The sequence below is a fragment of the Acinetobacter sp. V110_1 genome, assembly GCF_031798975.1.
In the GTDB taxonomy this organism is placed as follows: Bacteria; Pseudomonadota; Gammaproteobacteria; order Pseudomonadales; family Moraxellaceae; genus Acinetobacter; species Acinetobacter nosocomialis_A.
The window spans coordinates 1-24432 of sequence record NZ_JAVQNN010000030.1; the positions used below are offsets into that span (position 1 = coordinate 1).

19 protein-coding genes are annotated in these 24432 nt (G+C 39.3%); 9 read left to right on the forward strand and 10 right to left on the reverse strand.

The window, feature by feature from the left end:
- Positions 1 to 490: 490 nt before the first annotated feature.
- The 5 genes from RMA95_RS10925 to RMA95_RS10945 all read right to left on the reverse strand — a co-directional run bounded on the left by RMA95_RS10925 (position 491) and on the right by RMA95_RS10945 (position 6773).
- Entirely contained in the window at positions 491 to 1213 is a 723-nt protein-coding gene (locus RMA95_RS10925) for a glutamine amidotransferase (protein WP_311070530.1), read from the reverse strand.
- Between the two features lie 165 nt (positions 1214 to 1378).
- A complete protein-coding gene (gene eutC, locus RMA95_RS10930) occupies positions 1379 to 2194 on the reverse strand; it encodes an ethanolamine ammonia-lyase subunit EutC (RefSeq protein ID WP_311070532.1) in 816 nt (271 codons plus the stop codon).
- A gap of 10 nt (positions 2195 to 2204) precedes the next feature.
- Positions 2205 to 3590 carry an ethanolamine ammonia-lyase subunit EutB gene (locus RMA95_RS10935; protein WP_311070534.1) on the reverse strand — a complete coding sequence of 462 codons (1386 nt, stop codon included), beginning with the start codon at positions 3588 to 3590 and terminating at the stop codon, positions 2205 to 2207.
- A gap of 14 nt (positions 3591 to 3604) precedes the next feature.
- Complete coding sequence (eat, locus tag RMA95_RS10940; protein ID WP_311070536.1) at positions 3605 to 5041, reverse strand: ethanolamine permease; 1437 nt, start codon at positions 5039 to 5041, stop codon at positions 3605 to 3607.
- Between the two features lie 220 nt (positions 5042 to 5261).
- Positions 5262 to 6773, reverse strand: a complete 1512-nt coding sequence (locus tag RMA95_RS10945) for an aldehyde dehydrogenase family protein (protein WP_004791594.1) — start codon at positions 6771 to 6773, stop codon at positions 5262 to 5264.
- A gap of 142 nt (positions 6774 to 6915) precedes the next feature.
- Between RMA95_RS10945 and RMA95_RS10950 the strand changes: the two genes are divergently transcribed.
- Complete coding sequence (locus RMA95_RS10950; RefSeq protein ID WP_068613364.1) at positions 6916 to 8106, forward strand: helix-turn-helix domain-containing protein; 1191 nt, start codon at positions 6916 to 6918, stop codon at positions 8104 to 8106.
- Here the strand turns inward: RMA95_RS10950 and RMA95_RS10955 are convergent.
- The gene (locus RMA95_RS10955; protein WP_107972129.1) at positions 8103 to 9071 is read right to left on the reverse strand and encodes an alpha/beta hydrolase; all 969 of its coding nucleotides are present in this window, start codon (positions 9069 to 9071) and stop codon (positions 8103 to 8105) included. The genes RMA95_RS10950 and RMA95_RS10955 overlap by 4 nt on opposite strands.
- A 195-nt stretch (positions 9072 to 9266) precedes the next feature.
- A complete protein-coding gene (locus tag RMA95_RS10960) occupies positions 9267 to 10439 on the reverse strand; it encodes an iron-containing alcohol dehydrogenase (protein WP_311070540.1) in 1173 nt (390 codons plus the stop codon).
- A 230-nt stretch (positions 10440 to 10669) separates the two neighbouring features.
- Here RMA95_RS10960 and RMA95_RS10965 point away from each other — a divergent pair, with 230 nt between their 5' ends.
- The 3 genes from RMA95_RS10965 to RMA95_RS10975 all read left to right on the forward strand — a co-directional run bounded on the left by RMA95_RS10965 (position 10670) and on the right by RMA95_RS10975 (position 13718).
- Complete coding sequence (locus tag RMA95_RS10965) at positions 10670 to 12382, forward strand: AAA family ATPase (RefSeq protein ID WP_311070542.1); 1713 nt, start codon at positions 10670 to 10672, stop codon at positions 12380 to 12382.
- 43 nt (positions 12383 to 12425) lie between these two features.
- Positions 12426 to 12785: a 5-carboxymethyl-2-hydroxymuconate Delta-isomerase gene (locus RMA95_RS10970; RefSeq protein ID WP_311070543.1), complete on the forward strand. Its 360-nt coding sequence runs from the start codon at positions 12426 to 12428 to the stop codon at positions 12783 to 12785.
- Between the two features lie 81 nt (positions 12786 to 12866).
- The gene (locus RMA95_RS10975) at positions 12867 to 13718 is read left to right on the forward strand and encodes an AraC family transcriptional regulator (protein ID WP_311072254.1); all 852 of its coding nucleotides are present in this window, start codon (positions 12867 to 12869) and stop codon (positions 13716 to 13718) included.
- Between the two features lie 28 nt (positions 13719 to 13746).
- Here RMA95_RS10975 and thiM read toward each other — a convergent pair whose 3' ends face one another.
- The 3 genes from thiM to RMA95_RS10990 all read right to left on the reverse strand — a co-directional run bounded on the left by thiM (position 13747) and on the right by RMA95_RS10990 (position 16172).
- Positions 13747 to 14574, reverse strand: coding sequence for a hydroxyethylthiazole kinase (gene thiM / locus RMA95_RS10980; protein ID WP_311070546.1), 828 nt, complete (start codon positions 14572 to 14574; stop codon positions 13747 to 13749).
- 31 nt (positions 14575 to 14605) lie between these two features.
- Entirely contained in the window at positions 14606 to 15763 is a 1158-nt protein-coding gene (locus RMA95_RS10985; RefSeq protein WP_311070547.1) for a hypothetical protein, read from the reverse strand.
- A 151-nt stretch (positions 15764 to 15914) separates the two neighbouring features.
- The gene (locus RMA95_RS10990; protein ID WP_004700972.1) at positions 15915 to 16172 is read right to left on the reverse strand and encodes a hypothetical protein; all 258 of its coding nucleotides are present in this window, start codon (positions 16170 to 16172) and stop codon (positions 15915 to 15917) included.
- Positions 16173 to 16491: 319 nt separating this feature from the next.
- On the opposite strand from RMA95_RS10990, the gene pepN reads away from it, so the two are divergent.
- The 5 genes from pepN to RMA95_RS11015 all read left to right on the forward strand — a co-directional run bounded on the left by pepN (position 16492) and on the right by RMA95_RS11015 (position 24398).
- Positions 16492 to 19098 carry an aminopeptidase N gene (gene pepN, locus RMA95_RS10995; RefSeq protein ID WP_311070550.1) on the forward strand — a complete coding sequence of 869 codons (2607 nt, stop codon included), beginning with the start codon at positions 16492 to 16494 and terminating at the stop codon, positions 19096 to 19098.
- Positions 19099 to 19599: 501 nt separating this feature from the next.
- The gene (locus RMA95_RS11000; RefSeq protein WP_311070552.1) at positions 19600 to 20136 is read left to right on the forward strand and encodes a spore coat U domain-containing protein; all 537 of its coding nucleotides are present in this window, start codon (positions 19600 to 19602) and stop codon (positions 20134 to 20136) included.
- Between the two features lie 75 nt (positions 20137 to 20211).
- On the forward strand, positions 20212 to 20916 hold the full coding sequence (locus RMA95_RS11005) for a molecular chaperone (RefSeq protein ID WP_263613991.1): 705 nt from the start codon (positions 20212 to 20214) through the stop codon (positions 20914 to 20916).
- A gap of 9 nt (positions 20917 to 20925) precedes the next feature.
- Complete coding sequence (locus RMA95_RS11010; protein WP_311070556.1) at positions 20926 to 23385, forward strand: fimbria/pilus outer membrane usher protein; 2460 nt, start codon at positions 20926 to 20928, stop codon at positions 23383 to 23385.
- Complete coding sequence (locus tag RMA95_RS11015; protein ID WP_263613989.1) at positions 23376 to 24398, forward strand: spore coat U domain-containing protein; 1023 nt, start codon at positions 23376 to 23378, stop codon at positions 24396 to 24398. Before RMA95_RS11010 ends, RMA95_RS11015 begins: the two co-directional genes overlap by 10 nt.
- Positions 24399 to 24432 lie beyond the last annotated feature (34 nt).

Consider the following 24432-nt stretch of genomic DNA (forward strand, 5'->3'; position numbering starts at 1 on the left):
AGTCGAGATTGATTATCTCTTACTTTTTCGCAAGACGAGCAACATGTTGTGAGTAGATAGTCGAGATTGATTATCTCTTACTTTTTCGCAAGACGAGCAACATGTTGTGAGTAAACAGCAGATATCAAAAAAGCCCAACTGTAAGGTTGGGCTTTTTATTCGGAGGTCTTCTCATAATATTCTTTTTCTTTATGATTCCACTTCCTTGGCAAAAGAGCTTAGGTAGGATTAATCACATAAAAATAAAGAACTAATAGTATGAGAAGCATACTTGAAAGCATTAAATAAGTATTGACCGTATTAAAGCTTTTAATAAACTTCCAGATATCCATAGTAAATCAGCGTATATTTTATGTTACAAATTAATAATACACTGAAATTTTTCTGAAATGTTTCTAAAAATAAAATATAAAGCTTTTTTGTTTAAAAAATAATCAAAAAATGCGAGATGATAAAAAGCTATATTCGATGCAGATTAGAAACTGTTCATTTATGCACTATAACCAATTCTTTTCAAGAATTTTTGAATTACTTCAAATGCAGCTTGTTCAAGTGCAGATGCATATTCGATATTTTGCTCGCGCAATTTAGGAATTGAAATTCCGGCATGGCGAAGTTCACATGTATGACCAATGAGCCATTTTTCAAAATTTTCTTGAGTCGTTTCAATGTGAAACTGTAAAGCCAGAATATTATTACCGACTTCAAAGGCTTGATTGGTATAAATATCTGAGCTAGCCAAAAGGGCAGCATTTTCAGGAAGATCGAAAGTATCACCATGCCAATGTAAAACATGAACATTATTAAGCAAAGGAGATAATACCTGGTTAGGACGTAAACTTAAGCTGAGTGGACTCCAACCGATTTCTTTTTGATGACCAGCATACACTTTGGCACCAAGTGCATGAGCAATTAACTGTGCACCCAAACAAATACCAAGTGTAGGTTTATCCGCTGCTAAACGTTGTTTAAGTAAAGCAATTTCATCTTTTAAAAATGGATAATCTTCAGTTTCATAAACCCCGATTGGGCCACCTAAAATAATAGTTAATCCATCGTGTGCAAAAGCAGCTGTTAAATCATCAACACCCGCTTCAAAATAACGGACGCGAAAGCCAAGTTGATAAAAGACATCTTCTAATGAACCTAAGTCTTCGAAAGCAAGATGCTGAATGGCATAAATAGTTTTAGGGAAGGCGTTTGTTGTGTTCATACAAATGATTCATAGAAGATCAATAGGTGGAGTATAGCGATAAATATAAAGAAGAAAATATCCATATAAATCGTCAATACCTGAAAATTGATATTTTTCGTTAAGATAATGCTGTTATGCAAACGATTACCTATTTTGAGTGAGTCTGTTTGCATATTCCATCTTTTAAAATAATAGCTTTTGAGTTGTCTCAAGGCCTATATTTGCAAGTTGATGCTCATCTTTTAAATTAACACCTGAAAAGCCAAGTTGTTTTGATTTTTTCATGAGTGCGATTAACCGTTGTACTGCAACAGGAATACTTAAGCCTGCTGAGCGTACATTGGAAATACAGTTTCGTTTTGCATCAAGACAGCCTGAATATGCATTCCACGTGTAGTAAATTCCCATACTATCTGGAGAGCTTAAACCAGGACGCTCACCAATCAGCATCACTAGCATGGATGCCTTAAAGATCTCAGCAACTTCATCACCTAAAGCAACCCGACTACCTGTTGCCAGTGCAATGGGTGCAAGAGTCCAGTTTTCTTGTTGAACTTGCTCATTTAGCGCGGTAATGAATGGAATAGCATTCGCTTCAATCGCTCTTGCTGAGAGTCCATCACCGACCACAATACAAACATCATATTGTTGCGGATTTTCTGCATACTTCTTAATTAAGGCTTCTTTTGATAGGTTTGAAAGCTGACGACCTAAATCTGGACGTTTAAGATAGATTTCCTTATTAGGTGCGTTGCTGTGGACATGAAGACTTTGCAGCTGTCTTTGCGCTAATTGTTCAGATAAATAGGAAATATCCATGTCTTGATAAACCGCATCTTTTGCTTGCGCATGAGACAACTGGAACTCAAGTAAGGCTTGTGTGGGGATGCTACAACCTGCACGGCCCAGAGCAATACGGGCATCGGTAAACTGTTTGAGTTTTTCCCACTGATCTTGGTGGGTAGAAGATGGATATTGAATATCATGGTTCAGTTTCATGGTGTTCTCCCTAGTTCATGAGCAGACGAGAGAATTGGTCAGGCATGTGGTCTGCCCAACAAATTTGAGAGTTTTGCTGTTTAAAAATACCTTGCTGTTCAAGCCAAGCTGAAAACTCAGGAGCGGGTTTTAAACCGAGGAGTTGCCTTAAATAGAGGGCATCATGGAACGAGGTCGTTTGATAATTGAGCATGACATCATCTGAACCTGGAATTCCCATAATGAAGTTAATGCCCGCAGCGCCAAACAGAGTAAGTAGAACATCCATATCATTTTGGTCAGCATCGGCATGGTTGGTGTAACAAATGTCGCAGCCCATTGGCACACCAAGTAACTTGCCGCAGAAGTGGTCTTCTAGTCCTGCACGTATAATTTGTTTACCGTTAAAAAGATATTCGGGACCAATAAAGCCAACGACTGTATTCACTAAAAGCGGATTGTATTTACGAGCTACTGCATAAGCACGCGTTTCTAATGTTTGCTGATCAACGCCGTGATGTGCATTGCTGGATAAGGCACTGCCTTGACCCGTTTCAAAGTACATAACATTTTGTCCAATGGTTCCACGCTTGAGTGCGAGTGTGGCTTCATATCCTTCTTGTAGTAAATCGAGTGAAATTCCAAATCCTTCGTTTGCCAGTTGGGTACCAGCGATTGATTGAAACATTAAATCAATTGGCACATTTTTTTCAGCCAGTTGAATGCCTGAGCTGATATGGGTAAGTACACAAGATTGTGTTGGAATTTGATATTCCTGAATGACATGGTCAAGTAGTTTTAGTAGCTCTGACAAATTATGTAGGTTATCTGTGGCGGGGTTAATGCCAATCACGGCATCACCATTGCCATACATCAAACCATCTAAAATACTGGCAGAAATACCAAGCACATCATCCGTAGGATGGTTCGGTTGTAAACGGGTAGAAAGATGGCCTTTTAAACCAATTGTGTTACGAAACTGGGTAACTACTTCACATTTGCTGGCGACATAAATTAAATCTTGATTGCGCATAATTTTGCTGACAGCAGCTACCATTTCTGGAGTTAAACCTGATGCTAATGCTTTTAAACTTTGGGCAGTTGCTTCTTCTCCAAGTAACCAATTTCGGAAATCACCTACTGTAAAGTGTGAAATAGGGGCAAAGGCTGCCAGATCATGTTCATCAATAATCAGTCGTGTAATTTCATCGGTTTCGTAATCCACCACAACCTCATTTAAAAAGGTTTTAAGTGGTACATCGACCAAAGTCATTTGTGCCGCAACATGCTCGGTTGCATCTCTGGCAGCTATACCTGCTAATTCATCTCCTGAACGTAGCGGCGTAGCTTTCGCCATCAAGGTCTTCAAATCAGCAAAGTGATACTGTTGATTGGCGACAATATTGCGATAACTCATATTTACATCCTTTTTTATAGTTCTTGTTCTGCGGCTTTAATATTTGCAAACTCTTCTTCTGGTGTACCTTTCACTAAATGATAACGGCTATAGAATAAAAAGTAAGCAATAAATACGACATAAATAGCGGCAGCAATAAACCAAACTTTCGGATTAACAACAAAGCCCGCAACGACAGCAGCGACTGCTAGAACTAAGGCAATACTTGAAGTAACGATTCCTCCAGGAGTTTTATAAGGACGAGGCATATCTGGTTTAGATAGGCGTAGTTTGATGTGGGATAAAAGAATCAACACATAGGAAATGGTGGCACCAAAAACCGCGATTAAAATCAGTGAATCACCTTCTTTGGTAAGTGAAAGCAAGAACCCAATAATGCCCGGAATAATAATTGCGAGATAAGGGGCTTTATTTTTATTGGTTAACGAGAGTGAAGTAGGTAAGTAGCCAGCACGAGAGAGTGCAAAGATTTGACGCGAATAGGCATAGATAATTGAAAAAAAACTTGCGATTAAACCTGCTAAACCTACAAAGTTTACGAAAGTCGCAAGCCAAGTGTTGGTGCCATAAACTTTAACCAGAGCATCGACGAGGGGAGCGCCTGAGTTTTGCAAAGTACTTGCACCAGCTGCGCCCGCACCCAAGAATAAAATGAGCATGGCAAACGCCGTTAATATGAGCATTGCACCGATTAGACCGCGTGGGAGAGATTTAGCTGGATCTTTCGCTTCTTCGGCTGCTAATGGCACACCTTCAACTGCAAGGAAAAACCAGATCGCAAAGGGAACTGCGGCCCAGATGCCTAAATAGCCATGAGGTAGAAAATGACTTGCACCAGCTGCTGTGCCAACAGGAATATCTAACAGGTTTTGTGTATTAAAATGTGGAACCATTGCCACAATAAACACAACCAGAGCAACAGCTGCGACAAGGGTAATTGCGAACATAATTTTTAAGGCTTCGCCAGCACCTTTCAGATGTATGCCCATAAAAATAGCGTAGCAGGCGAGGTAAATCATCCAGCCATTAATGCCAAATAGAGATTCGCAATAACCACCAATAAATACGGCAATCGCCGCAGGGGCAATTGCGTATTCAATTAAAATGGCTGTTCCTGTTAAATAGCCACCAAAAGGGCCAAAGGCAGCACGTGCAAAACTATAACCGCCACCTGCTGTAGGCATCATGGTGGACATTTCCGACATAGAAAGACACAGACATAAGTACATAAGCGCAGCGAGTGCAGTGGCAATAAACATGCCACCCCAACCACCTTGAGCAATACCGAAGTTCCAGCCAGCAAAATCACCCGATATCACATAAGCTACGCCTAAACCAATCAGGAGTAACCAACCAACCGTACCTTGTTTGAGTTGACGCTGAGCAAAATATTCTGCTGATGAGACTTCTGTGCTTGAAGAAATGACGGAAGCTGTTTCTGGTTGATTCATACAATACTCCTGCGAGTGGGTTTGTATGAATCAATGCAAAAGCAATGCCTAAATGAAGCACTTCAGAGAGTAGATGGAGTTTTTTTATTCTAAATGATAAAAATTCAAGCTTAACAATCGGAAATAAAGAAGCCAGCAATCTAAATTACTGGCTTCTTATATAATTAGTCATCTTACTTCTTTCTAGTGTTGATAGTTTGGTATCAACTTGGTGCGAAACTTAGAAGAAGCCCATTGGTTTAGTTGAATAACTCACTAGCAAGTTTTTAGTTTGTTGATAATGATCTAACATCATCTTATGGTTTTCACGGCCAATACCAGACTTCTTGTAGCCACCAAATGCAGCATGTGCAGGGTAGATGTTATAGCAGTTTGTCCAAACACGGCCAGCTTCAATAGCACGACCCGCACGATAAGAAATGTGAGCTGAACGTGACCATACACCTGCACCTAAACCATACATGGTGTCATTGGCAATTTTAATTGCATCGTCAAAGTCTTTGAACGTTGTCACAGCAAGTACAGGTCCAAAAATTTCTTCTTGGAAAACTTGCATGCCATTGTGACCTTTAAAAATAGTCGGATCAACATAGTAACCATCGCCTACTTCTTTACGGCCGCTACCGCCAAGTAAGAGTTCTGCACCTTCTTCACGACCAGTGTTAATACAACGTAAAATTTTCTCTTGTTGTTGTAGAGATGCTTGAGCACCAATCATCGTTTCAGTATCAAGTGGATGACCAGTTTTAATACGTTTTACACGCTCGACAGCCATTTCTAAGAACTGATCAGCAATGCTTTCTTGTACTAAAGCGCGAGAAGGGCAAGTACATACTTCACCTTGGTTTAAGGCAAACATGGCGAAACCTTCAAGCGTTTTTTCTAGGAAGTCATCTTCTTTATCCATGATATCTTCAAAGAAAAGGTTTGGTGACTTACCGCCAAGTTCTAAGGTAACTGGAATAATATTTTCAGTCGCATATTGCATCACCATTTGTCCAGTTTGAGTTGAACCTGTGAATGCGATTTTTGCAATACGTGGGTTTGTCGCTAAAGGACGGCCGACTTCTGAACCGAAACCATTGACAATATTAAGGACACCCGGCGGTAAAATGTCTTGGATCAGTTCAGCCACCAGCAAGATACCCACTGGAGTTTGCTCAGCTGGCTTAATCACAACACAGTTACCAGCTGCTAAAGCAGGTGCAAGTTTCCATGCTGCCATCAAAATCGGAAAATTCCACGGAATGATTTGACCAACTACACCGAGTGGTTCGTGGAAGTGATAGGCAATGGTATCTTCGTCAATTTCAGAGATGCCACCTTCTTGAGCACGAATACATCCAGCGAAATAACGGAAATGGTCAATCGCAAGTGGAAGGTCGGCTGCTAAAGTTTCACGCACTGCTTTACCGTTATCCCAAGTTTCTGCAACAGCAAGCATTTCAAGATTTGCTTCTAAACGATCAGCAATTTTTAAAAGGATATTTGAGCGTACCGTTGGTGATGCTTTATTCCATGTCGCTTTTGCTTTGTGCGCTGCATCTAGAGCGAGCTCAATATCTTCGGCACTAGAGCGTGGAATACGTGTAAAAGCTTTTCCGTCAACAGGAGATACATTGTCAAAATACGCACCCTTTACAGGTGCAACCCATTCACCGCCAATAAAATTTTCGTATTGTGATTTAAATTGAACTTTTGAGCCTGGTTGATTTGGATCGATATAGCGCATATAAATATTCCTTTGCTTTTTAGGACTAAAGACTAACAAGAACCCTGTCAGTAGGTACTTTCGTACTTTGTATAATTAGGATATAAAGAAGAAGGTTGGAGAAAGGTTGGAATAGAAATGTGGATATATAAGGAATTTACAAATGTTCACAAAAAAGGATTTATTGCAGCAACGGACGTTGATTGATCAACTGCGCACGCAAAATAGTCTCTCTCCTCAAAACGCTGCCAAACTCGGCCAAAGTATTGCAAGCTCGTGGGAACGATCAGCTTCTGCTGCGATTCCTAAAGAGCGTTTTGCGGCTCCATTAGTCGAGAAAAAAACTGCTTCACAAAATGCTTTAGATATGGCTTTAAGCCAATGTGCCGATGATTTACGTCATATTGCAGAGCAATCTTCAATGGTGATTGCTGTCGGTGATATCGGCAGTACCATTATCTGGACTGCTCCAAGTGCTCAAATGCAAAGTGCTGCTGAACGTGTACATTTTGTGCAGGGTGGTCAGTGGCGTGAAGAATTTGTGGGCACAAATGCCTTGGCTTTATCCTTAAAAACTCAACAATCAAGCTGTGTTTTTTCAAATGAACATTATATGGAATCGATTCATGAATGGGTTTGCTATGCCGCACCGATTATCGATCCATACTCGAAACAAACTCTTGGTGTCGTTGATTTATCAACTACATGGAAGAATCATAATAGTTTAGGAATATTGGCTGCCGAACGTTGTGCATCCATTATTCAATCTGCTTTGCTAGAGCAACAGCGCCAGCAGTTACATATTCGTGCTTTTTCGACGCCACAAGTTAAATTTAATGGCAAAAGTCTGTTATTAACGCCGCGTCAAATTGAAATTTTAACCATATTGGCCTTATGTCCACATGGCTTAACTTTAGAGCATCTTTATCAGGCGCTCTATGGCGAACGTAAAGTCAGCATGGGCACACTTAAAGCTGAAATGTCTCAACTACGAGATATTTTGGGTGGTTTACTTGGTTCACGTCCATATCGTTTGCTGGTGCATGTTGAAGCCGATTTTTTACAAGCTGAACAAGCGCTCGATGCGGGATATGCGGCCTCGGCTTTGCAGCTTTACACAGGCGTATTTCTAGCAAAAACGGAAAGTCCATTTTTATGTGCATGGCGCGACTGCCTCGAATCACGCTTGAGCGATGCGATTTTTAAAACCCAAGAAACGGATTTATTACTCAAGCATTTAGCTCATTTCCCTGAAGCAATCGATGCGGTAGAACGTCTGATGGAACTCTTACCGAGTGAACATCCTGCGCATCAACTGCTGGTGAAATACCTTGACTCACCTAAGCTCAGTTAAGTGATTTTTTGATCTAGCCACTGGAACAATTGTTGATAGACTTGTTCCCGTACTGGCTGGGCTGAAAGGACTAAGTCATGCAATCCATTGTGAATAGAAACTACAGAGACATCACCTTTAATTTTTTTACCATGTTTCTCAATGTCTTTAACATCTAAAATCACGTCACTTTGAGTCGCATCGGGCCCCCATTTTTTAGGGTTTTTAGTCTGATGAGAATGCATAATCAGTGCGGGAACATTGAGTTTAACCCCGCGGTGAATTTCTTTTTGTGCCGTATGAATTGCATGTACAAAGCTGAGTTGAACTGTAGGGGCAGAGGTCGGTTTCCAGTCAAGATTAAAGTCCCATTCACCTTTGAGCTGCTTGTGAAGACTGGTGGTATACCATTTGTTTAATTGGCTTGGGAATTTAACTTTTGGTAGATATTTTCCTACTCGACTGAGTACAGGGATACCAAATTTCTTTTCGACTAAACTTAAATTAAAGTCGTAAAACGGACTATTCGCCCATAGTGCTTTAATGAGTGGATGATTCGGGTGATGGGCTGCATAAAGCGTCGCCGTTAAGCCACCAGTAGAGTGGCCTGCAAGCAAGACTTGGGTGTGTTGTTCTTCGCCAATAATCTCTAATGCTTGAGTAATTTCGGCGTCGTATTCATTTAAATCAAGCACATTATAGAAAATTTGATGAGGCAGCTTTGAGCGGCCATATTTTCTTAAATCAAGTGCATAGAAGTCGTAACCATGAGCATTGAATTGCTCAGCCATTTCGGTTTGAAAGAAATAATCTAGAAAACCATGAATATAAAGTACGGCTTTTTGAGTCGATTGAGCGGCTTTTTTACGGACTAATGTAGCTACAACTTTCCCTTCATAATCATCAGGAAAACTAAGTGTGAGCTGTTCGTAGCCAGCACCTAAAATATCTGGGACATAAGTTTGATTAGCTGAAGATGTATTCATTTTTATCGAGCTATTGTAATTAAGACATGCTGAGTATCCTTCAATGAAATGGGCAAATTGTCAATCAGGTTTATAGAAGGTTGGAGTATAGGTTCTAAAAAAAGGGAATACCGCTGGAGCTAAGTATTCCCCAAAAAAGTAAGTCAACGGTCGGAGGGATTTGACTTACTAGAGGGACATGCCATTACATCAGTATTAGAGTGCTGCTTTGAAAATCTCCACAACTTGTGCATGATTTGCTTTACGAGGGTTGGTGAGCATACATGCATCTTTTTGAGCATTATCTGCCATCACCGCAAGGTCTTCAGTTTTTACACCAAGCTCGGTTAAGCCAGATGGAATACCAATTGATGAAGACAGTTTGCGAATGGCATCAATTGCAGCATAGGCAGCTTCTGTTATGGTGAGTCCGTGAGTATTTACACCCATTAACTCTGCGATTTTTGCGTAACGATCTGGGCAAGCAATTAAGTTAAATTCACAAACGTGTGGTAACAAGATTGCGTTACATACACCGTGAGGTAGGTTGTAGAAACCGCCTAACTGGTGCGCCATTGCATGAACATAGCCTAATGACGCGTTGTTAAATGCCATACCAGCCAAGTATTGTGCGTAGCTCATTGCATCACGCGCTTCGATGTTTTCACCATTTGCGACAGCAGGTTGGAGCCACTGGCTAATCATCGTAATCGCTTTTTCTGCACACGCATCAGTAATCGGGTTTGCCGCCGTAGAAACATATGCTTCAACTGCATGAGTTAACGCGTCCATACCTGTTGCCGCTGTTAAACCAGCCGGTTTTGCGATCATGAGTTTCGGGTCATCAATGGCAATCAGTGGGGTACAACGCCAGTCGACAATTGCCATTTTTACGTGGGTGTCTGTATTGGTAATAATACAGAAACGAGTCATTTCAGATGCAGTACCAGCCGTTGTATTTACTGCAATCAGTGGTGTCATTGGTACTTTACTTTTATCAATACCTTCGTAGTCACGAATATGGCCACCGCCAGCGGTAACTAGGCCAATACCTTTTGCGCAGTCGTGAGATGATCCACCACCTAGAGAGACAATAAAGTCACAGCCATTTTCGTTATAGGCTTTCACGCCATTATGAACATTAATATCGGTTGGGTTAGGTTCTGCACCCGGGAAAATATGGCTCGCAACGCCTGCTTCGGTTAAATAGTTTGCGATAAGGTCTGCAACGCCAAATTTAAATAAGCCTTCATCGGTCACAATTAATGCTTTTTTTGCGCCGAGGTTTTGCGCCTTCGTACCAATTTCTTTGGCACATCCTGGTCCAAAGAGTGATACGCAAGGAATGTAAAAACCGTTTGTTTGATCTGCAATATTTTTAAAAGCCATGGAGTGATTCCTTCTTCCATAAATTCATTGTTTGTTATTACAGGTGAGCCTCACCATGGGCTTAGTATTGTGATCTGAAGATTATTTTCCTACCTACCAAAAACCTACCAAATATTACTTGGGATTTAATTATTGATTTTTAATGACTTTATATAAAATTTGGCACATTCATTTAATTTTTTCGGGAAAATCGTTAAGCTATGGGCTGTTGAAGATGTACATATGAGATTATGAAACAGGAAACTGCGCTTAAACTGCTCAAAGCAGGTGAAAATGTTTTTTTAACCGGTTCGGCTGGTGCAGGGAAGACCTATACACTTAATCAGTACATCCAATACCTAAAAGCACGTAAAGTGCCTGTGGCAATTACGGCGTCTACAGGTATTGCGGCAACGCATATGAACGGCATGACCATTCATACGTGGGCGGGCATCGGCATTAAAGATCAGTTAACTGACGATGACCTAAAGCGTATGAAAGAGCGTAAATACCTCAAGGAACACCTTGAAAATGCGCAAGTTCTTGTCATCGATGAAATCTCAATGTTGCATGCAAAGCAGCTTAATCTGGTCAATCAGGTTCTAAAATATTTTAAAGAAAGCGATGAGGCATTTGGTGGCATTCAAGTCATTGTGGCTGGAGATTTCTTCCAGTTACCACCTGTAGGACGTAATGGTGAAGCTAATCGTGACAAGTTCTGTTTTATGTCTGATGCATGGGTCGAAGCCAAATTCCGCGTATGTTATTTAACAGAACAACACCGTCAAGACGATGAAATTCTAAATCAGATTTTAAATGCCATCCGTGCGCAAAATATTCAAGCAGATCATTTACACGCATTACGTCAATCGCGTTCGCATGATATTGGTGAGACCTTTACTCGTCTTTATACGCACAATATGGATGTCGACAATATCAATTATCAGCATTTAAATGAAATTGATAATGAAGGGCATCAATTTAATGCCGTTTTGGATGGTAATGAGAAACTGGTAGAAACTTTAAAATCCTCGGTACGCGCACCAGAAGAACTCACACTGAAAAAGCATGCCAAAGTCATGTTTGTCAAAAACAACTTTGATATGGGATATATCAATGGAAGCTTGGGTGAAGTTATCGGCTTTGAAGAAGATGACGAAAATGGCTTACTGCCGAAAGTAAAACTAACCGATGGCACGACATTGCTCGTTGCCCCTGAAACATGGTCGGTTGAAAATGAAGCAGGCAAAGTGATTGCAAGTTTTCAGCAAATTCCGCTTCGTTTAGCGTGGGCGATTACTATTCATAAAAGTCAGGGTATGACTTTAGAAGCTGCAGAAATTAACCTCACGAATACCTTCGAAAAAGGTCAGGGTTATGTAGCATTGTCGCGCTTAAAATCTTTAACTGGATTAAAGTTATTAGGTATTAATGAACAAGCTTTAGAGTTAGATAGTTTAGCGGTCAAAGCGGATCGCCGTTTTCAGGAGTTATCGGCTGAAGCCGAAGATAACTTTGCAGATGTAGATTTAACGGCTCAGCACAAAGCGTTTATTCGTCACTGTGGCGGCACCTTAAATGAAACTGAGATTTCTCGTAATGAGAAGAAACTCGCAAAAGGTGGCAAGCAAAATTACGCTACGGCAACGCTAGATGAAACTCGTGCATTGTTTGAAGAAGGCTACGAAATTGAAGACATCGCGCATGAGCGTGGTCTGACACCAGCGACGATTATTAACCATTTGGCTCGACTTCATAAAGAACAAAAGCTGGATATTTCAGTTGCCCATCCGGGTGAAGAAGTGGTTGAAGAAGTCCGTAAAATTTATAAGAAATTGAAAAAACGTCAGAATCCAGATCATTTTTCTGATGATGGTTCGATCAAACTAAGACCAATTGTTGAAGCAACCAGTCCTCGAATGGGATATGATCAGGTTCGATTAGCTTTATTATTTATTGAGTAAAGTTTAATTAGCTTAATTACTTATTACATAAATTGAGGTGGCTATGCCGCACATTGTAGTTGATTATTCAGATAACTTAACTGGATTAAATGCAAAACAATTACTTGAAGAAATTAATACAACGCTCATTAAAACAGAGTTGTTTAGCCCAGAAGACATTAAAAGCCGTGCGCGTAAAGATGATGTTTTCCTAATTGGTTTGGGACTAGAACAGGCTTATATTCATGTAAAAGTTTATATTTTGTCGGGAAGAACGGCTGAACAAAAACAGCTTATGGGTGAGCAGTTATTAGCGGCGCTTAGCAACAAAAAATATTTACAACAAGGGTTTAATAAAGAAATTCAATTGTGTGTTGAACTTGTTGATATGCCAAGAGAAGATTATTTCAAGCAAGTTGTATAACTATAAAAAGCGCAATTTCGATCAAGAATAGAGATCAGCACTATGTAAAAGTAGTGCTATCGAATGAACAGACATAAAAGTATGGCTGTATATACACAAAAGCTGCAACTGGTTTGCGATTATATTCAAAGACATTTAGATGAAGATTTAGATGTTGACCGATTGAGCCAGATTGCGACCTTATCTAAGTTTCATTTTCATCGCATTTTTGCCATTCATATTGGTTTAAATGTAATGAAGTTTATTCAACTTTCTCGTTTAAAACGGGCCTCTTTTCAACTGGCTTTTGAACCCGATCTCAAGATTATTGAGATTGCATTACAAGCAGGGTTTGACAGTCCCGAGGCATTTACTCGTGCATTTAAGCGTTCATTTGATCAAACTCCTCGGGCTTTTAGAGATAAACCAGACTGGGAATCTTGGCACCAGAAGTTTGTTTTTACGATTCCAAAAAGTGAGCTAAAAATGAATGTAAATATTGTTGAGCGACCTGCTGAAAAGATTGCCTATCTGTCGCATTTAGGCAGTCCAGATAAAGTCTTTGAAACTGCTGCGCGTTTTATTGCTTGGCGTAAAGAAACAGGTTTGTCGCCTGTGACCAAATCTAGAACTTATGGTATTCCTTTTGCTGATCCAGATCAGACACCATCTGATGAGTTTCGGTTTGATATTGCAGGTTCAATTGAAAAGGCTGTACCTGAAAATAGTTACGGCGTGCAGACAGGTGAAATTCCTGCGGGGCGTTATGCAACCGTAAGACATTTGGGTAGCCATGACCAGATTAAAGATAGCGTGTATTACATCTTTAGAAACTGGTTACCTGAGCAACCAGAAGAAGCAGGGGATTATCCAGTTTTCTTTCACTATCACAACTTTGTGCACGAAGTGAACGAGTGCGACCTTGTTACCGACATTTACTTACTTCTAAAGTGAGTCTAATCTGATACAGGCCTAGCTTAGGTTATGCCTGTATGTTTAAAAGTTTGATATCTGCATATTGTTCAATTAGGTTGTCATCTAGCATATGGATATAATCCATAAAGATGCTACTAAAGCTTCCCATGGTTTGCGCTTGATTTGCAGCAAGTTTACCTGCAATTGCAAAATGAACATGAGCTGAAAGAGCAGCAATGGTTGGTGTTGCCACAGGGCTATATGCTGCAATTAACGCACCCAAAGCACAGCCTGTTGCGGTAATTTTAGGTTGTAAAGGACTTCCGCCGTTCACTTGAATCACAGCATCTATTTCATGAGACAATATATAATCTGACTCTCCTGAAATAGCGATACAGCTTGCATGTGTTAAGAGAGAAACAGCTTGCTGATAAGCTTCATCACTACTTAAAGTGCTGTCTACACCTTTAGATTGAACCTGATTGCCTGCAAGGGTACTGATTTCTGAAGCATTACCACGAATAACGCTTGGCTTGAACTGTAAAAGCTCGTTTGTCATTTGACTACGCCAAGCTAAAATTGGTCCATAACCGACAGGATCAAGTACCCAAGGAACATTATTAAGCTGTGCTGTTTTGGCAGAGATTTGCATGGCTTGCATTTGTTCTGAAGTAGGTGTCCCCAAATTAATGCTTAAAGCTGATGAGATCTTGGTAAAGCTTTCTGCTTCATAAGGATTATCAATCATCGCAGGTGAAGCACCGGAAGCCAGTAATACATTGGCTGTATAGTTGGCTGCAACAATATTGGTGATGCATTGTACAAGAGGCGCTTTTGCCTGCATGTTTTGCCAAGCTTCAATCACCTGTTCAATGAGGTTTGATGTTGAAGTCATCTGATTATCCTTATTAAGCCAGAGATAACATTTAACGGGTAAAATAGTGGTCTTGATGCTTACATCTTTCGCAAATCAAAGAAACATAATCTGCTGCATCATAATCAACACTTAAATCATTTGAACCACAATGCATACAACGTTTAACTGAGTAAAAGTTTAACCGAGGTTCAATTTTCCGCCATGCTTTCCATACAGGCTGTACAAAAATTTGCTCGTCATAACCTAAAAAGCGGTTAAACAAAATGTGGCTCATTTTACTGTAAGGAATATTGTACGGACGTGGCAACATCGAAGTTTCCCACTTTTCAGCTAAAGCTCTTTCCCGATATTGTTCTAAAGTTTTCTTTAATAAATTAGTATTAATAAACTTTTCATTACGTGGCTGTAGAGCTTTTTGCTTATAAAGATATTCAAGCGCGGTTTGAATCAAATAATAAATTTGACCAATGGCCAATGAGTCCATTAAACGATAGCAAAAAGTTTGAAAGTTAGAGCTACCTGCAATTTGAATACCCCATGTTCGGCAGTAGAACTGCATAAACTGGATAATTTCTTGATAGAGCACCTGAAACAGGACATCTTTCACTTCATCGGCACTACGAAACGGAATACCAAGACTTAAGTTTTCATAAAACCAGTGGCGTAATTGCTGGGCTACACTAAATAAGCTTGGGTCACTATAGCCGTCTAGGCGAATGTTTAAATAAAAGCACTGTGGTTCGTCAGATTGATCCTGTGCATTTAAAATCCCATCTTTATGAAGCTGTTTAATCAGATGGTTTTGGAACATCCAGTTGGGTGTAATAGGTTGATATTTTATTTGGTCCCAGTGAATATATTCGTCATGTGCAACATCGTCACGTGCATAGTCATCAAGCAGGCTAAGCAGAAAAAGTTTATTTAAAAAACTAAGTTGCTCCAAACTGCGCTGAGGTTGGTCTTTTGACTTAAACTGGCGCTGTTCTTGTAGGCGGGTTTGCTGTAAAAGCTTTTTTCTTTGTTTAGTGCATTGGTCACAATGGCACGTCATTTTTGTGTCTTTAAATACACGGTGCTGGCAATGACTGCATTCATGAAACTGAATGTCTTGCTCAAATTGTTCGGCATCTACCCAGTACATTGAAGCTTGGCAGAGTGGGCAATGGCTACTTTCATCTAGCTGTTTCTGTAGAATTTGTAAGGCCATTTCGCTCCGAACACTTAAATCAATCATGATTGACCTATTATACACAGCCGCATTGCCGATAGCTGAGATTGTATTTTTGTTTGCTGCAAAAATAGAAAACCTAAAATCTTTATTTTGATTTTAGGTTTTCATAAGGGGTTAAAAGTTAAGATTAAACAGGGCACGGCAAGCTCTCATCATGTTGTCCAAGTTTTTTAGCATTGATAAGCGCCTGTACTTTTTTGCTTGGTAATTTCACTTTACCTAATGCGTCATAAGTATTAACGATAGTGGTTACCTCCTGAGCAGTCATTGAAATACCTTCGGCAGTTAAAAACACGGCGATCACATGATGGTCGAGTCCTGCTGCGTCTAGATCATGAATAGCTTTAATATTTTCTAAGCGATGTAAATAAGTTTTTAATTCCATAGTGGCTACCTCTTGTTCTAATTGAAATACTTATACTGGTATATTAGTTAAGGCAAGAACCATGCCCAAAATGTAAGCAGCTCCTAAAAAATGTTAAAAGCGAAAGGAGTTTTATTTTTATTGTATAGATTGATTATATAAACAACGATTATCGTAATTTTGGTCTAATCTGTGCTAATAAAACCAAATTCTAATTTGAAATGTATAAATGAAGTCCCATTAATTTTATAAAGGTAAACAAACACAGTATGTATGAATGTGTATGATCAAGTTCATAAAATTCGTACTACGGTTTCCGAAAAGTATATAAGGAATAAAGATGAATATTGCGGCACAGCCTCCAGTTCAGGTAGATCAAACAGTTTATTTAAAAGATTATCAAAAACCTTCGTTCTTGGTTGAATCCATTAATCTTGATATTCAAGTCTATGACGATAAAACAATTGTTGATTCAACTTTAGTCATGAAGCGTCAAACTGCTGGAGACTTGGTGCTGTTAGGCCGTGATCTTGAGTTGCAATCTATTCAGCTCAATGGTCAAGAGCTTACTCCTGCACAATATTTACTCGATAGTGAACAATTGGTGATCACTAACGCACCAGATGAAGTCATTTTACAGACTCAAGTGATTATTCATCCTGAAACCAACACTCAGCTTGAAGGTTTATATAAAGCAGGCGATTTGTTTGTTACGCAAAACGAGCCTGAAGGCTTCCGCAAAATTACCTTCTATCCAGACCGTCCAGATGTACTTTCAGTCTTTACGACTCGTGTAGAAGCAGACAAAAAATACCCAGTATTACTTGCTAATGGTAACTTGCTTGAAACAGGTGAAGCGGGTGAAAACCGTCACTTTGCAATCTGGCAAGACCCAACTAAAAAGCCAAGCTATTTGTTCGCTTGTGTTATTGGTGATTTAGCTCTACTGAAAGATCGCTATACGACTTCTGAAGGACGTGATGTTGCTTTAGAAATTTATGCCATTGAGAAAGACATTCCAAAATGTCATATCGCAATGGAAGCTTTAAAGCATTCAATGCGTTGGGATGAAGAACACTACGGCCGTGCGTATGACCTCGACAACTATATGATTGTTGCGGTGAGCCAGTTCAACATGGGGGCAATGGAAAATAAAGGTTTAAACATCTTTAATACCTCATGTGTACTCGCTGATGAAGAATACACAACTGACGCTGCGATTATGCGTGTACAGTCGGTGATTGCCCATGAATATTTCCATAACTGGACAGGGAACCGTATTACTTGCCGTGACTGGTTCCAACTGTGTTTAAAAGAAGGCTTAACGGTATTCCGTGATCAGTCTTTCTCGGAAGACTTACAATCTGCTGCGGTTCAACGTATTGATGACGTTGCTGTACTTAAATCACACCAATTCCCTGAAGATGCAGGTCCATTGTCGCATCCACCACGTCCAGACCACTTTGTAGAAATTAATAACTTCTATACAGCGACAGTCTATGAAAAAGGTGCGGAAATTAACCGCATGATGTCGACTTTACTTGGTAAAGAAAAATACCGTAAGGGAACAGACGAATACTTCCGCCGTCATGATGGACAAGCCGTAACTGTAGAAGACTGGGTAGCTGCATTATCAGCAGGTTCGGGTGTCGATTTATCTGCATTTTTAACTTGGTATAACCAACCCGGTACACCAAAGCTTGAAGCAAAAGGTGAGTACGATGCAGCAGCACAAACTTACCGTTTGAGCTTTAAACAAAGCCTAAAAGCACATCCTAAATATCCAAATTTAAAAGCTGTTCCAATTCCTGTGGCTTTAGCGCTATTTAATGCAAAAACAGGCGAGCAATATACATTGCACAGTGACAGCTTATTCGTAAATGATGTTAAAGATGGCGTGTACTTGTTTGATCAAGACGAGGCAACCATTGAGTTTACAGGTGTGACTGAACAGCCAGTTGTTTCGTTACTCCGTAATTTCTCTGCGCCTGTAAATCTTGTATTTGACTATACCGATGCAGAATTAGCTTTCTTAATTCAACACGAAACAAATGGTTTTAACCAGTGGCAAGCAACTCAAACCTTGCTTGAACGTATTTTGTTAGAAGACCATTCTGCCGATGCGTACATTCAAGCAATTCAAAGCACTTTACCTGAGCTAGTTGGCCGCGACCCACTTTTAGCATCACGATTGTTTGATGTACCAAGTGAAGGTTATTTGGGTAGTCGTATCGATCAGAACTATGCACCAGCCGATGTTCATGTAAAACGTGAAGCCTTGTTGAATCGTTTAGCACAAGAGTTAGGTTCATTCTGGAAAGATACTTACCTTACGCTTGACCCAGACCAGCAAAAAGACTTCTCTTTAGCGATGGGTGTACGTGCATTAAAGAACATTATGCTGATGATGATGGCTCGTCAGGGCGACCAAACTGCATTTGAATTAGCACATGTGCAATATCAAAACACAGGCAATATGTCTGAACGCTTAGGTGCGTTACGTGTATTGGTTTGGCAAAATGCACCTCAAGCTCAAGATGCCCTAGCTGATTTCTATGACCGCTTTAAAGATGAAGCATTGTCTTTAGACCAATGGTTTATGATTCAGGCAGCAAATCCAAATGCTACTGTTGAGACGATTGAATATCTCACTCAACATCCTGATTATGACCTCACGACGCCAAACCGTATTCGCGCCGTAAGTGGGGGCTTGTCAAATAATCCTGAAAATACTTGGGGCTTTGGTGTAGCGCACTTTATTAATCTTGCACAATATCTTGATGAGAAGAACCCGATTTTAGGTTCACGCCTATTACAGGTATTGTCACGTTGGTACACACTTGCAGAGCCTCAGCGCACTCAAGTACAACAAGCTTTAGAGGCATTGCAGCCTAAAGTGAAATCTAAAAACGTTTCTGAAACTTTAAATAGTATGTTAAGCGTTTAATTATTTAAATATACTTAATAAAGGTCTCTAAAGAGGCCTTTATTTTTACCCTTATTTTATATTTCTTTAAATTATGTTATTTATTAATTTATATTAAATGTATTTTTTAAATATATTAAAGAATAAATCAATTTAATTTTAAGTTGAAGTATTACATAAAAAAGCTATTTTTTGTGATTAATTACCGAAAATTAAAAAATGACACATTTACTTAAATTTCTATGAATAAATTTTGTGATAGGAGGGTTAAATTAATTTAAATCAAATGCTTATGATTTGTTAATGTTGGTTTTTATATTTGTGGAGTAACTTTAAGTAACTATATTTTATTAAATAGAAATAAAAATAATAACAAGTTTATGCATTTTAATTATTTTTATGTATGATATTTAAAATAGGATAAAAAATAAGCTTTAAAAGAGCAGTCAAATAAAAAATGATTGTAAGAATAAGAGTTAATTTTTTTATATCTATTAATTCGACAATTTAATTTAAAAGGTTTTGGCCATGAAAAAGACTTTTTTTTATTTATCGGCAATAGCTGTAGGGTTATTTTCCCTGAACGCAGCAAATGCCGCTACAGCGACGGGGACATTAACTGTTAAGGCGACAGTAACAAATAGTTGTGTCCTTAATACCTCTGCAACAGGTACTACAACAAATGCGGTTTTGGACTTTGGTACTTTGAGTTCTCTCACTAGTAATGTTGATGCAGATACCTCAACTACAGGTGGTACTTCAATTAAAGTTCTTTGTAACAATACTGTGCCATGGACTTTGTCGTTTGATGGTGGTCAAAATGTTTTATCAACCCAACGACGCATGATTGGTGGGGCAGCAAGTAATGAATATATTCCTTATAACCTGTATTCGGATACAGGACGTGCCACTGCAATTGGTATAGCAACAACCGCTTATAGCGGAACAGGTAGTGGTGCAGTACAAACAGTGAATGTATATGGTCGTCTTCCTGCTGGCTCAGCACTGCCGAGTGCGGGTAGTTATGTTGATACGGTAACAATAACGGTAACTTATTAAGTTGTATAAATTAGAAAAGCTGTTAGCCCTTTTGAAAGGGCTAATATATTAAAAAGATATATATTTGAGTAAAACATGAAAAAAAATATTTTTATTATTACGGGATTATTCTTATCTTTATCTAGCACTATTCACGCCGCTACAATCCGTCTTTCACCAGTAAGTGTAGAAATTTTAAGTCATCAAAAAGCTTCTTCAATTAGTTTATATAACCAGTCAAATGAAAGTGCTGATTTACAGGCACGTATATTTGAATGGACTCAAAATAATGGACAAGATCAATTAACACCTACAGATGAAATCACTATTAGCCCACCTTTTTTAAAGTTAAAGCCTAGCGAGTCTTATAATTTACGGGTAGTCAGAATTAACCCGGAGCCGATTTCTGGTGAAAAAACCTATCGTATTATTATTGACGAATTACCAAAACCAGTTGATAGCCGTAAAGCTTCTCAAGGTGTAAATGTATTACTTCGTTCGTCATTACCTGTATTTGTAGTCAATAAAGATGCGATTACTCAACTGAATTGGAAAATTGATACTCATCAAAAGGAAGCTTTTTTAAATATTAGAAATATTGGCAACCGACATGCACTTTTAAATGACTTAACACTTATAGATAACACCGAAAATAAAAGTTATCCGATTAAAGTGAATACCGTGAATGGCTACATTCTTGCAAACCAAGCACGAAGCTATTCAGTTAATAATTTTACATATCAGCCCAATCATAAATACAGCATTTCTCTGACAGTTAATGGTAAGAAAACCACACTTTAAGAGGCTTATATGAAATATATTATAGGTGTCTTATGTGTTGCGTATTTTCCAACGTATTCTTTTGCTGAACAGTTACTAGATCATACAAATACTGCAGTTCCTAGTGTTCCTAAGTCTATAGGAAGTAATAATAAATATATGCATGAAAAGACGAATGGACAGCAGCAAGAACATGATTTTACTCAGCTATTTTTAAATATTTCTATTAATTCAAATACTTCTGAAGATTTGTTTTCTGTAAAACAATCTAAAGATGGAAAGTTATATATTCGTTCTGGTGACTTAAAAACGCTAAGAGTGAAAATGGATGAACATATCCCTGATAGCCAATGGGTATGTCTTAACGAACTTAAAGGAATCCAGTTTAAATATTTGGAAAATGAGCAGTCTCTGAACTTACAAGTTCCGTCAAACATGTTAATGGGTTACTCAGTTGATTTAACTGGTCAACAGACCACTAGCTCCAGTCTGCTAAAAATGAAACCCTTAAATGCTGCACTCCTGAATTACAGTCTGTACCACACCATTACTAATGATGAGAGTATTTTTTCTGGTTCGGCTGAAGGGATTTTTAATAGCGGCATCGGTAATTTTTCATCAGGCGTTTTATACAATGGTAGTAATGAAACGAGCTATAGCCATGAAAAGTGGGTACGTCTGGAAAGTAAATGGCAATATGTAGACCCTGAAAAAGTCAGAATATATACCCTAGGTGACTTTATTTCCAATAGCTCTGATTGGGGGAGCAGTGTACGTCTTGCCGGTTTTCAGTGGTCGAGTGCCTATACCCAGCGTGGTGATATTGTTACCTCGGCATTACCGCAGTTTTCCGGTTCAGCGGCACTGCCTTCAACACTAGACTTATACGTTAACCAGCAAAAAATTTATTCAGGCCTTGTTCCTTCAGGCCCATTTGACATTAAGCAGCTCCCGTTTATTTCAGGAAATGAAGTCACACTGGTGACCACCGATGCTACAGGTCAGCAAACTATTACTAAAAAGCCTTACTATTTTTCATCGAAAATTCTGGCAAAAGGTATAAATGAGTTTTCAGTAGATGTTGGCGTACCACGCTATAACTATGGGCTGTACTCAAACGATTATGATAATGCTACCTTTGCTTCGGGCGCGATTCGCTATGGTTATAGTAACTCACTGACTTTAAGTGGTGGTGCAGAGACTTCCACAGATGGTCTTTCTAACTTTGGAACAGGCTTTGCCAAGAACCTGTTTGGTGTTGGAGTGATTAATGCTGACATTGCAGCAAGCCAGTATAAGGATGAGAACGGCTATTCTGCCTTGCTTGGTTTAGAAGGGCGTATTAGCAAGAATATTTCGTTTAATACCAGTTACCGCAAAGTATTTGATAACTACTTTGACTTGGCCCGTGTGTCTCAAATTCGATATTTAAAAGAAAATCAGATTACTTCTGAGCCACAAAATTATTTGAGCTACAGTGCACTGGCAGATGAGATTATTAGGGCAGGGATTAACTATAACTTTTATGCGGGCTATAGCGTTTATGTCGGCTACAACCAAATTAAATATAGTGATAACTCGTATAAGTTGCTATCCGCTAACTTAAGCGGAAGTCTGAACAAGAACTGGGGCTTTTATAGTTCAGCTTATAAAGACTATGAAAACCATAAGGACTATGGCATTTACTTTGCGCTGCGCTATACGCCATCTACCAGAGTGAATGCTATTTCTAGCGTATCTAGTGATAGTGGCAGATTGACTTATCGACAAGAAGTATTTGTTCTATCGGAACCACAAATTGATTCATTTGGATGGGGAGGATATGTTGAGCGAGATCAAGATGCACATAACAATAATGCATCGATCTATGGTTCTTACCGAGCACGGGCTGCATACCTAACAGGTCGCTATAACCGAATTGGAGATAACGATCAAGTTGCAGTTTCAGCGACTGGATCATTGGTTGCAGCGGCAGGACGTATTTTTGCGGCCAATGAAATTGGAGATGGTTATGCTGTTGTTACCAATGCCGGACCGCAAAGCCAGATTATTAATGGTGGGATAAATCTAGGAACAACTGATAAGTCCGGAAGGTTTCTTATTCCAAGCCTCATGCCCTATAGAGAGAACCATATTTATTTAGATCCATCTTATTTACCTTTAAATTGGAATGTTAAATCTACAGATCAAAAAACAGTAGTAGGTTACCGCCAAGGAACCTTAGTTGACTTTGGTGCACATCAGGTCGTTTCAGGCTTATTAAAAGTCGTTGATAAAAACAACTCACCGTTAAAGCCGGGTTATAGCGTTCGAATTAATGGGCAGCAAGATGCAATAGTGGGCTACGATGGCGAAGTATTTGTTCCCAACCTATTACAACAAAACAAACTTGAAGTAGATCTTCTCGATCATGGTTCATGCCAAGTTGACTTCACTTATAACAGTAATCAGTACTCAACTAAGAAATTGGGACCTTATATATGTCATTAAATATTATGAATAAGGCTCAAATAGAGAGCTATAAAAAAATTTCCTTATCTTTAAAATACTTTATAGGCATTTGCTTACTTTATCTCGTTTATGCGTTTTTGAGTCCAACGAATGCTGCCTGTACGGTAGCTGGAACGACTAATAATACGTTTACTTACACGGCAGCAAATATTAATAGTGATGCAACTGTAAACTTTTCAGGAACAATTACTTGCACGAATGGAGGACTAATACCTCAAATCTCTCCGTTTATGTGTATGAAGACAGTATTTACAGGAGCAACCACTACAAATAATAGTGTATCGTTACCGTATACAGTCACTGCAACTGTTGGTGGAGCCGGTTCTTCTACCACCAACCAAACCTCTAATGTTTGGTATGGTCCAGTGGTAACTGTCGCTTCAAATAATATTCTTAGTTACTCGGTAAATGTGAAGGTACCGGCACGTACAGGATCATTAATTGCCTATCCTCAAGGAACCTATACCGCTACGGTTCAACTGTTTTGGGATATGGATCTTCTAGCGGTGTTATGTTTAGGTGATTTACTCAGCTGGGACTCTGGAAATGTAACGCTAACAGCGAACTTTGTGGTACCGACGCTTTGTCAATTAAACTCAACGTCAAACGTCGATTTCGGCAATATTAATGATATTGGTATTACTAAGCGTGATTACACGACTCAAGGTGCTGTAAATACGACATGTAACTCTGGAACGCCATATTCGATTTATTTAGGGGATGGCAATAACCGTATAAGTGGAGGGTTCAGGCGTATGGCCAATAGTAATAATGAGTTTATTCCCTATCAGTTATACAAAGATGCTGCTTATAGTTCGGTGTGGGATGCTACGGGTGGAGTGAATAGCGTTGGGGGAACGGGAGGAGTATCTGGCACTGGAACAGGTAATGCTCAAACCACTACAGTTTATGGAAAAATTCCGCAAGGTACTACGATTGCAAGTAGACCCGGTAGCTACTCTGATAGTGTTGTTGTTACAGTGACTTATTAATTGCCTCAGGCACTATTTCTTCAAAAGATATAGT

Coding starts and splice junctions, on each gene's coding strand:
- RMA95_RS10945 (WP_004791594.1), bottom strand. CDS start 6,773: ATGCGCTATATCGATCCAAATCAACCAGGCTCAAAAGTTCAATTTAAA.
- RMA95_RS10975 (WP_311072254.1), top strand. CDS start 12,867: ATGGCTGTATATACACAAAAGCTGCAACTGGTTTGCGATTATATTCAA.
- pepN (WP_311070550.1), top strand. CDS start 16,492: ATGAATATTGCGGCACAGCCTCCAGTTCAGGTAGATCAAACAGTTTAT.
- RMA95_RS10955 (WP_107972129.1), bottom strand. CDS start 9,071: ATGAATACATCTTCAGCTAATCAAACTTATGTCCCAGATATTTTAGGT.
- RMA95_RS11015 (WP_263613989.1), top strand. CDS start 23,376: ATGTCATTAAATATTATGAATAAGGCTCAAATAGAGAGCTATAAAAAA.
- eat (WP_311070536.1), bottom strand. CDS start 5,041: ATGAATCAACCAGAAACAGCTTCCGTCATTTCTTCAAGCACAGAAGTC.
- RMA95_RS11005 (WP_263613991.1), top strand. CDS start 20,212: ATGAAAAAAAATATTTTTATTATTACGGGATTATTCTTATCTTTATCT.
- RMA95_RS10970 (WP_311070543.1), top strand. CDS start 12,426: ATGCCGCACATTGTAGTTGATTATTCAGATAACTTAACTGGATTAAAT.
- RMA95_RS10990 (WP_004700972.1), bottom strand. CDS start 16,172: ATGGAATTAAAAACTTATTTACATCGCTTAGAAAATATTAAAGCTATT.
- eutC (WP_311070532.1), bottom strand. CDS start 2,194: ATGAAACTGAACCATGATATTCAATATCCATCTTCTACCCACCAAGAT.
- RMA95_RS10985 (WP_311070547.1), bottom strand. CDS start 15,763: ATGGCCTTACAAATTCTACAGAAACAGCTAGATGAAAGTAGCCATTGC.
- RMA95_RS10925 (WP_311070530.1), bottom strand. CDS start 1,213: ATGAACACAACAAACGCCTTCCCTAAAACTATTTATGCCATTCAGCAT.
- RMA95_RS10950 (WP_068613364.1), top strand. CDS start 6,916: ATGTTCACAAAAAAGGATTTATTGCAGCAACGGACGTTGATTGATCAA.
- thiM (WP_311070546.1), bottom strand. CDS start 14,574: ATGACTTCAACATCAAACCTCATTGAACAGGTGATTGAAGCTTGGCAA.
- RMA95_RS11010 (WP_311070556.1), top strand. CDS start 20,926: ATGAAATATATTATAGGTGTCTTATGTGTTGCGTATTTTCCAACGTAT.
- RMA95_RS10965 (WP_311070542.1), top strand. CDS start 10,670: ATGAAACAGGAAACTGCGCTTAAACTGCTCAAAGCAGGTGAAAATGTT.
- RMA95_RS10935 (WP_311070534.1), bottom strand. CDS start 3,590: ATGAGTTATCGCAATATTGTCGCCAATCAACAGTATCACTTTGCTGAT.
- RMA95_RS10960 (WP_311070540.1), bottom strand. CDS start 10,439: ATGGCTTTTAAAAATATTGCAGATCAAACAAACGGTTTTTACATTCCT.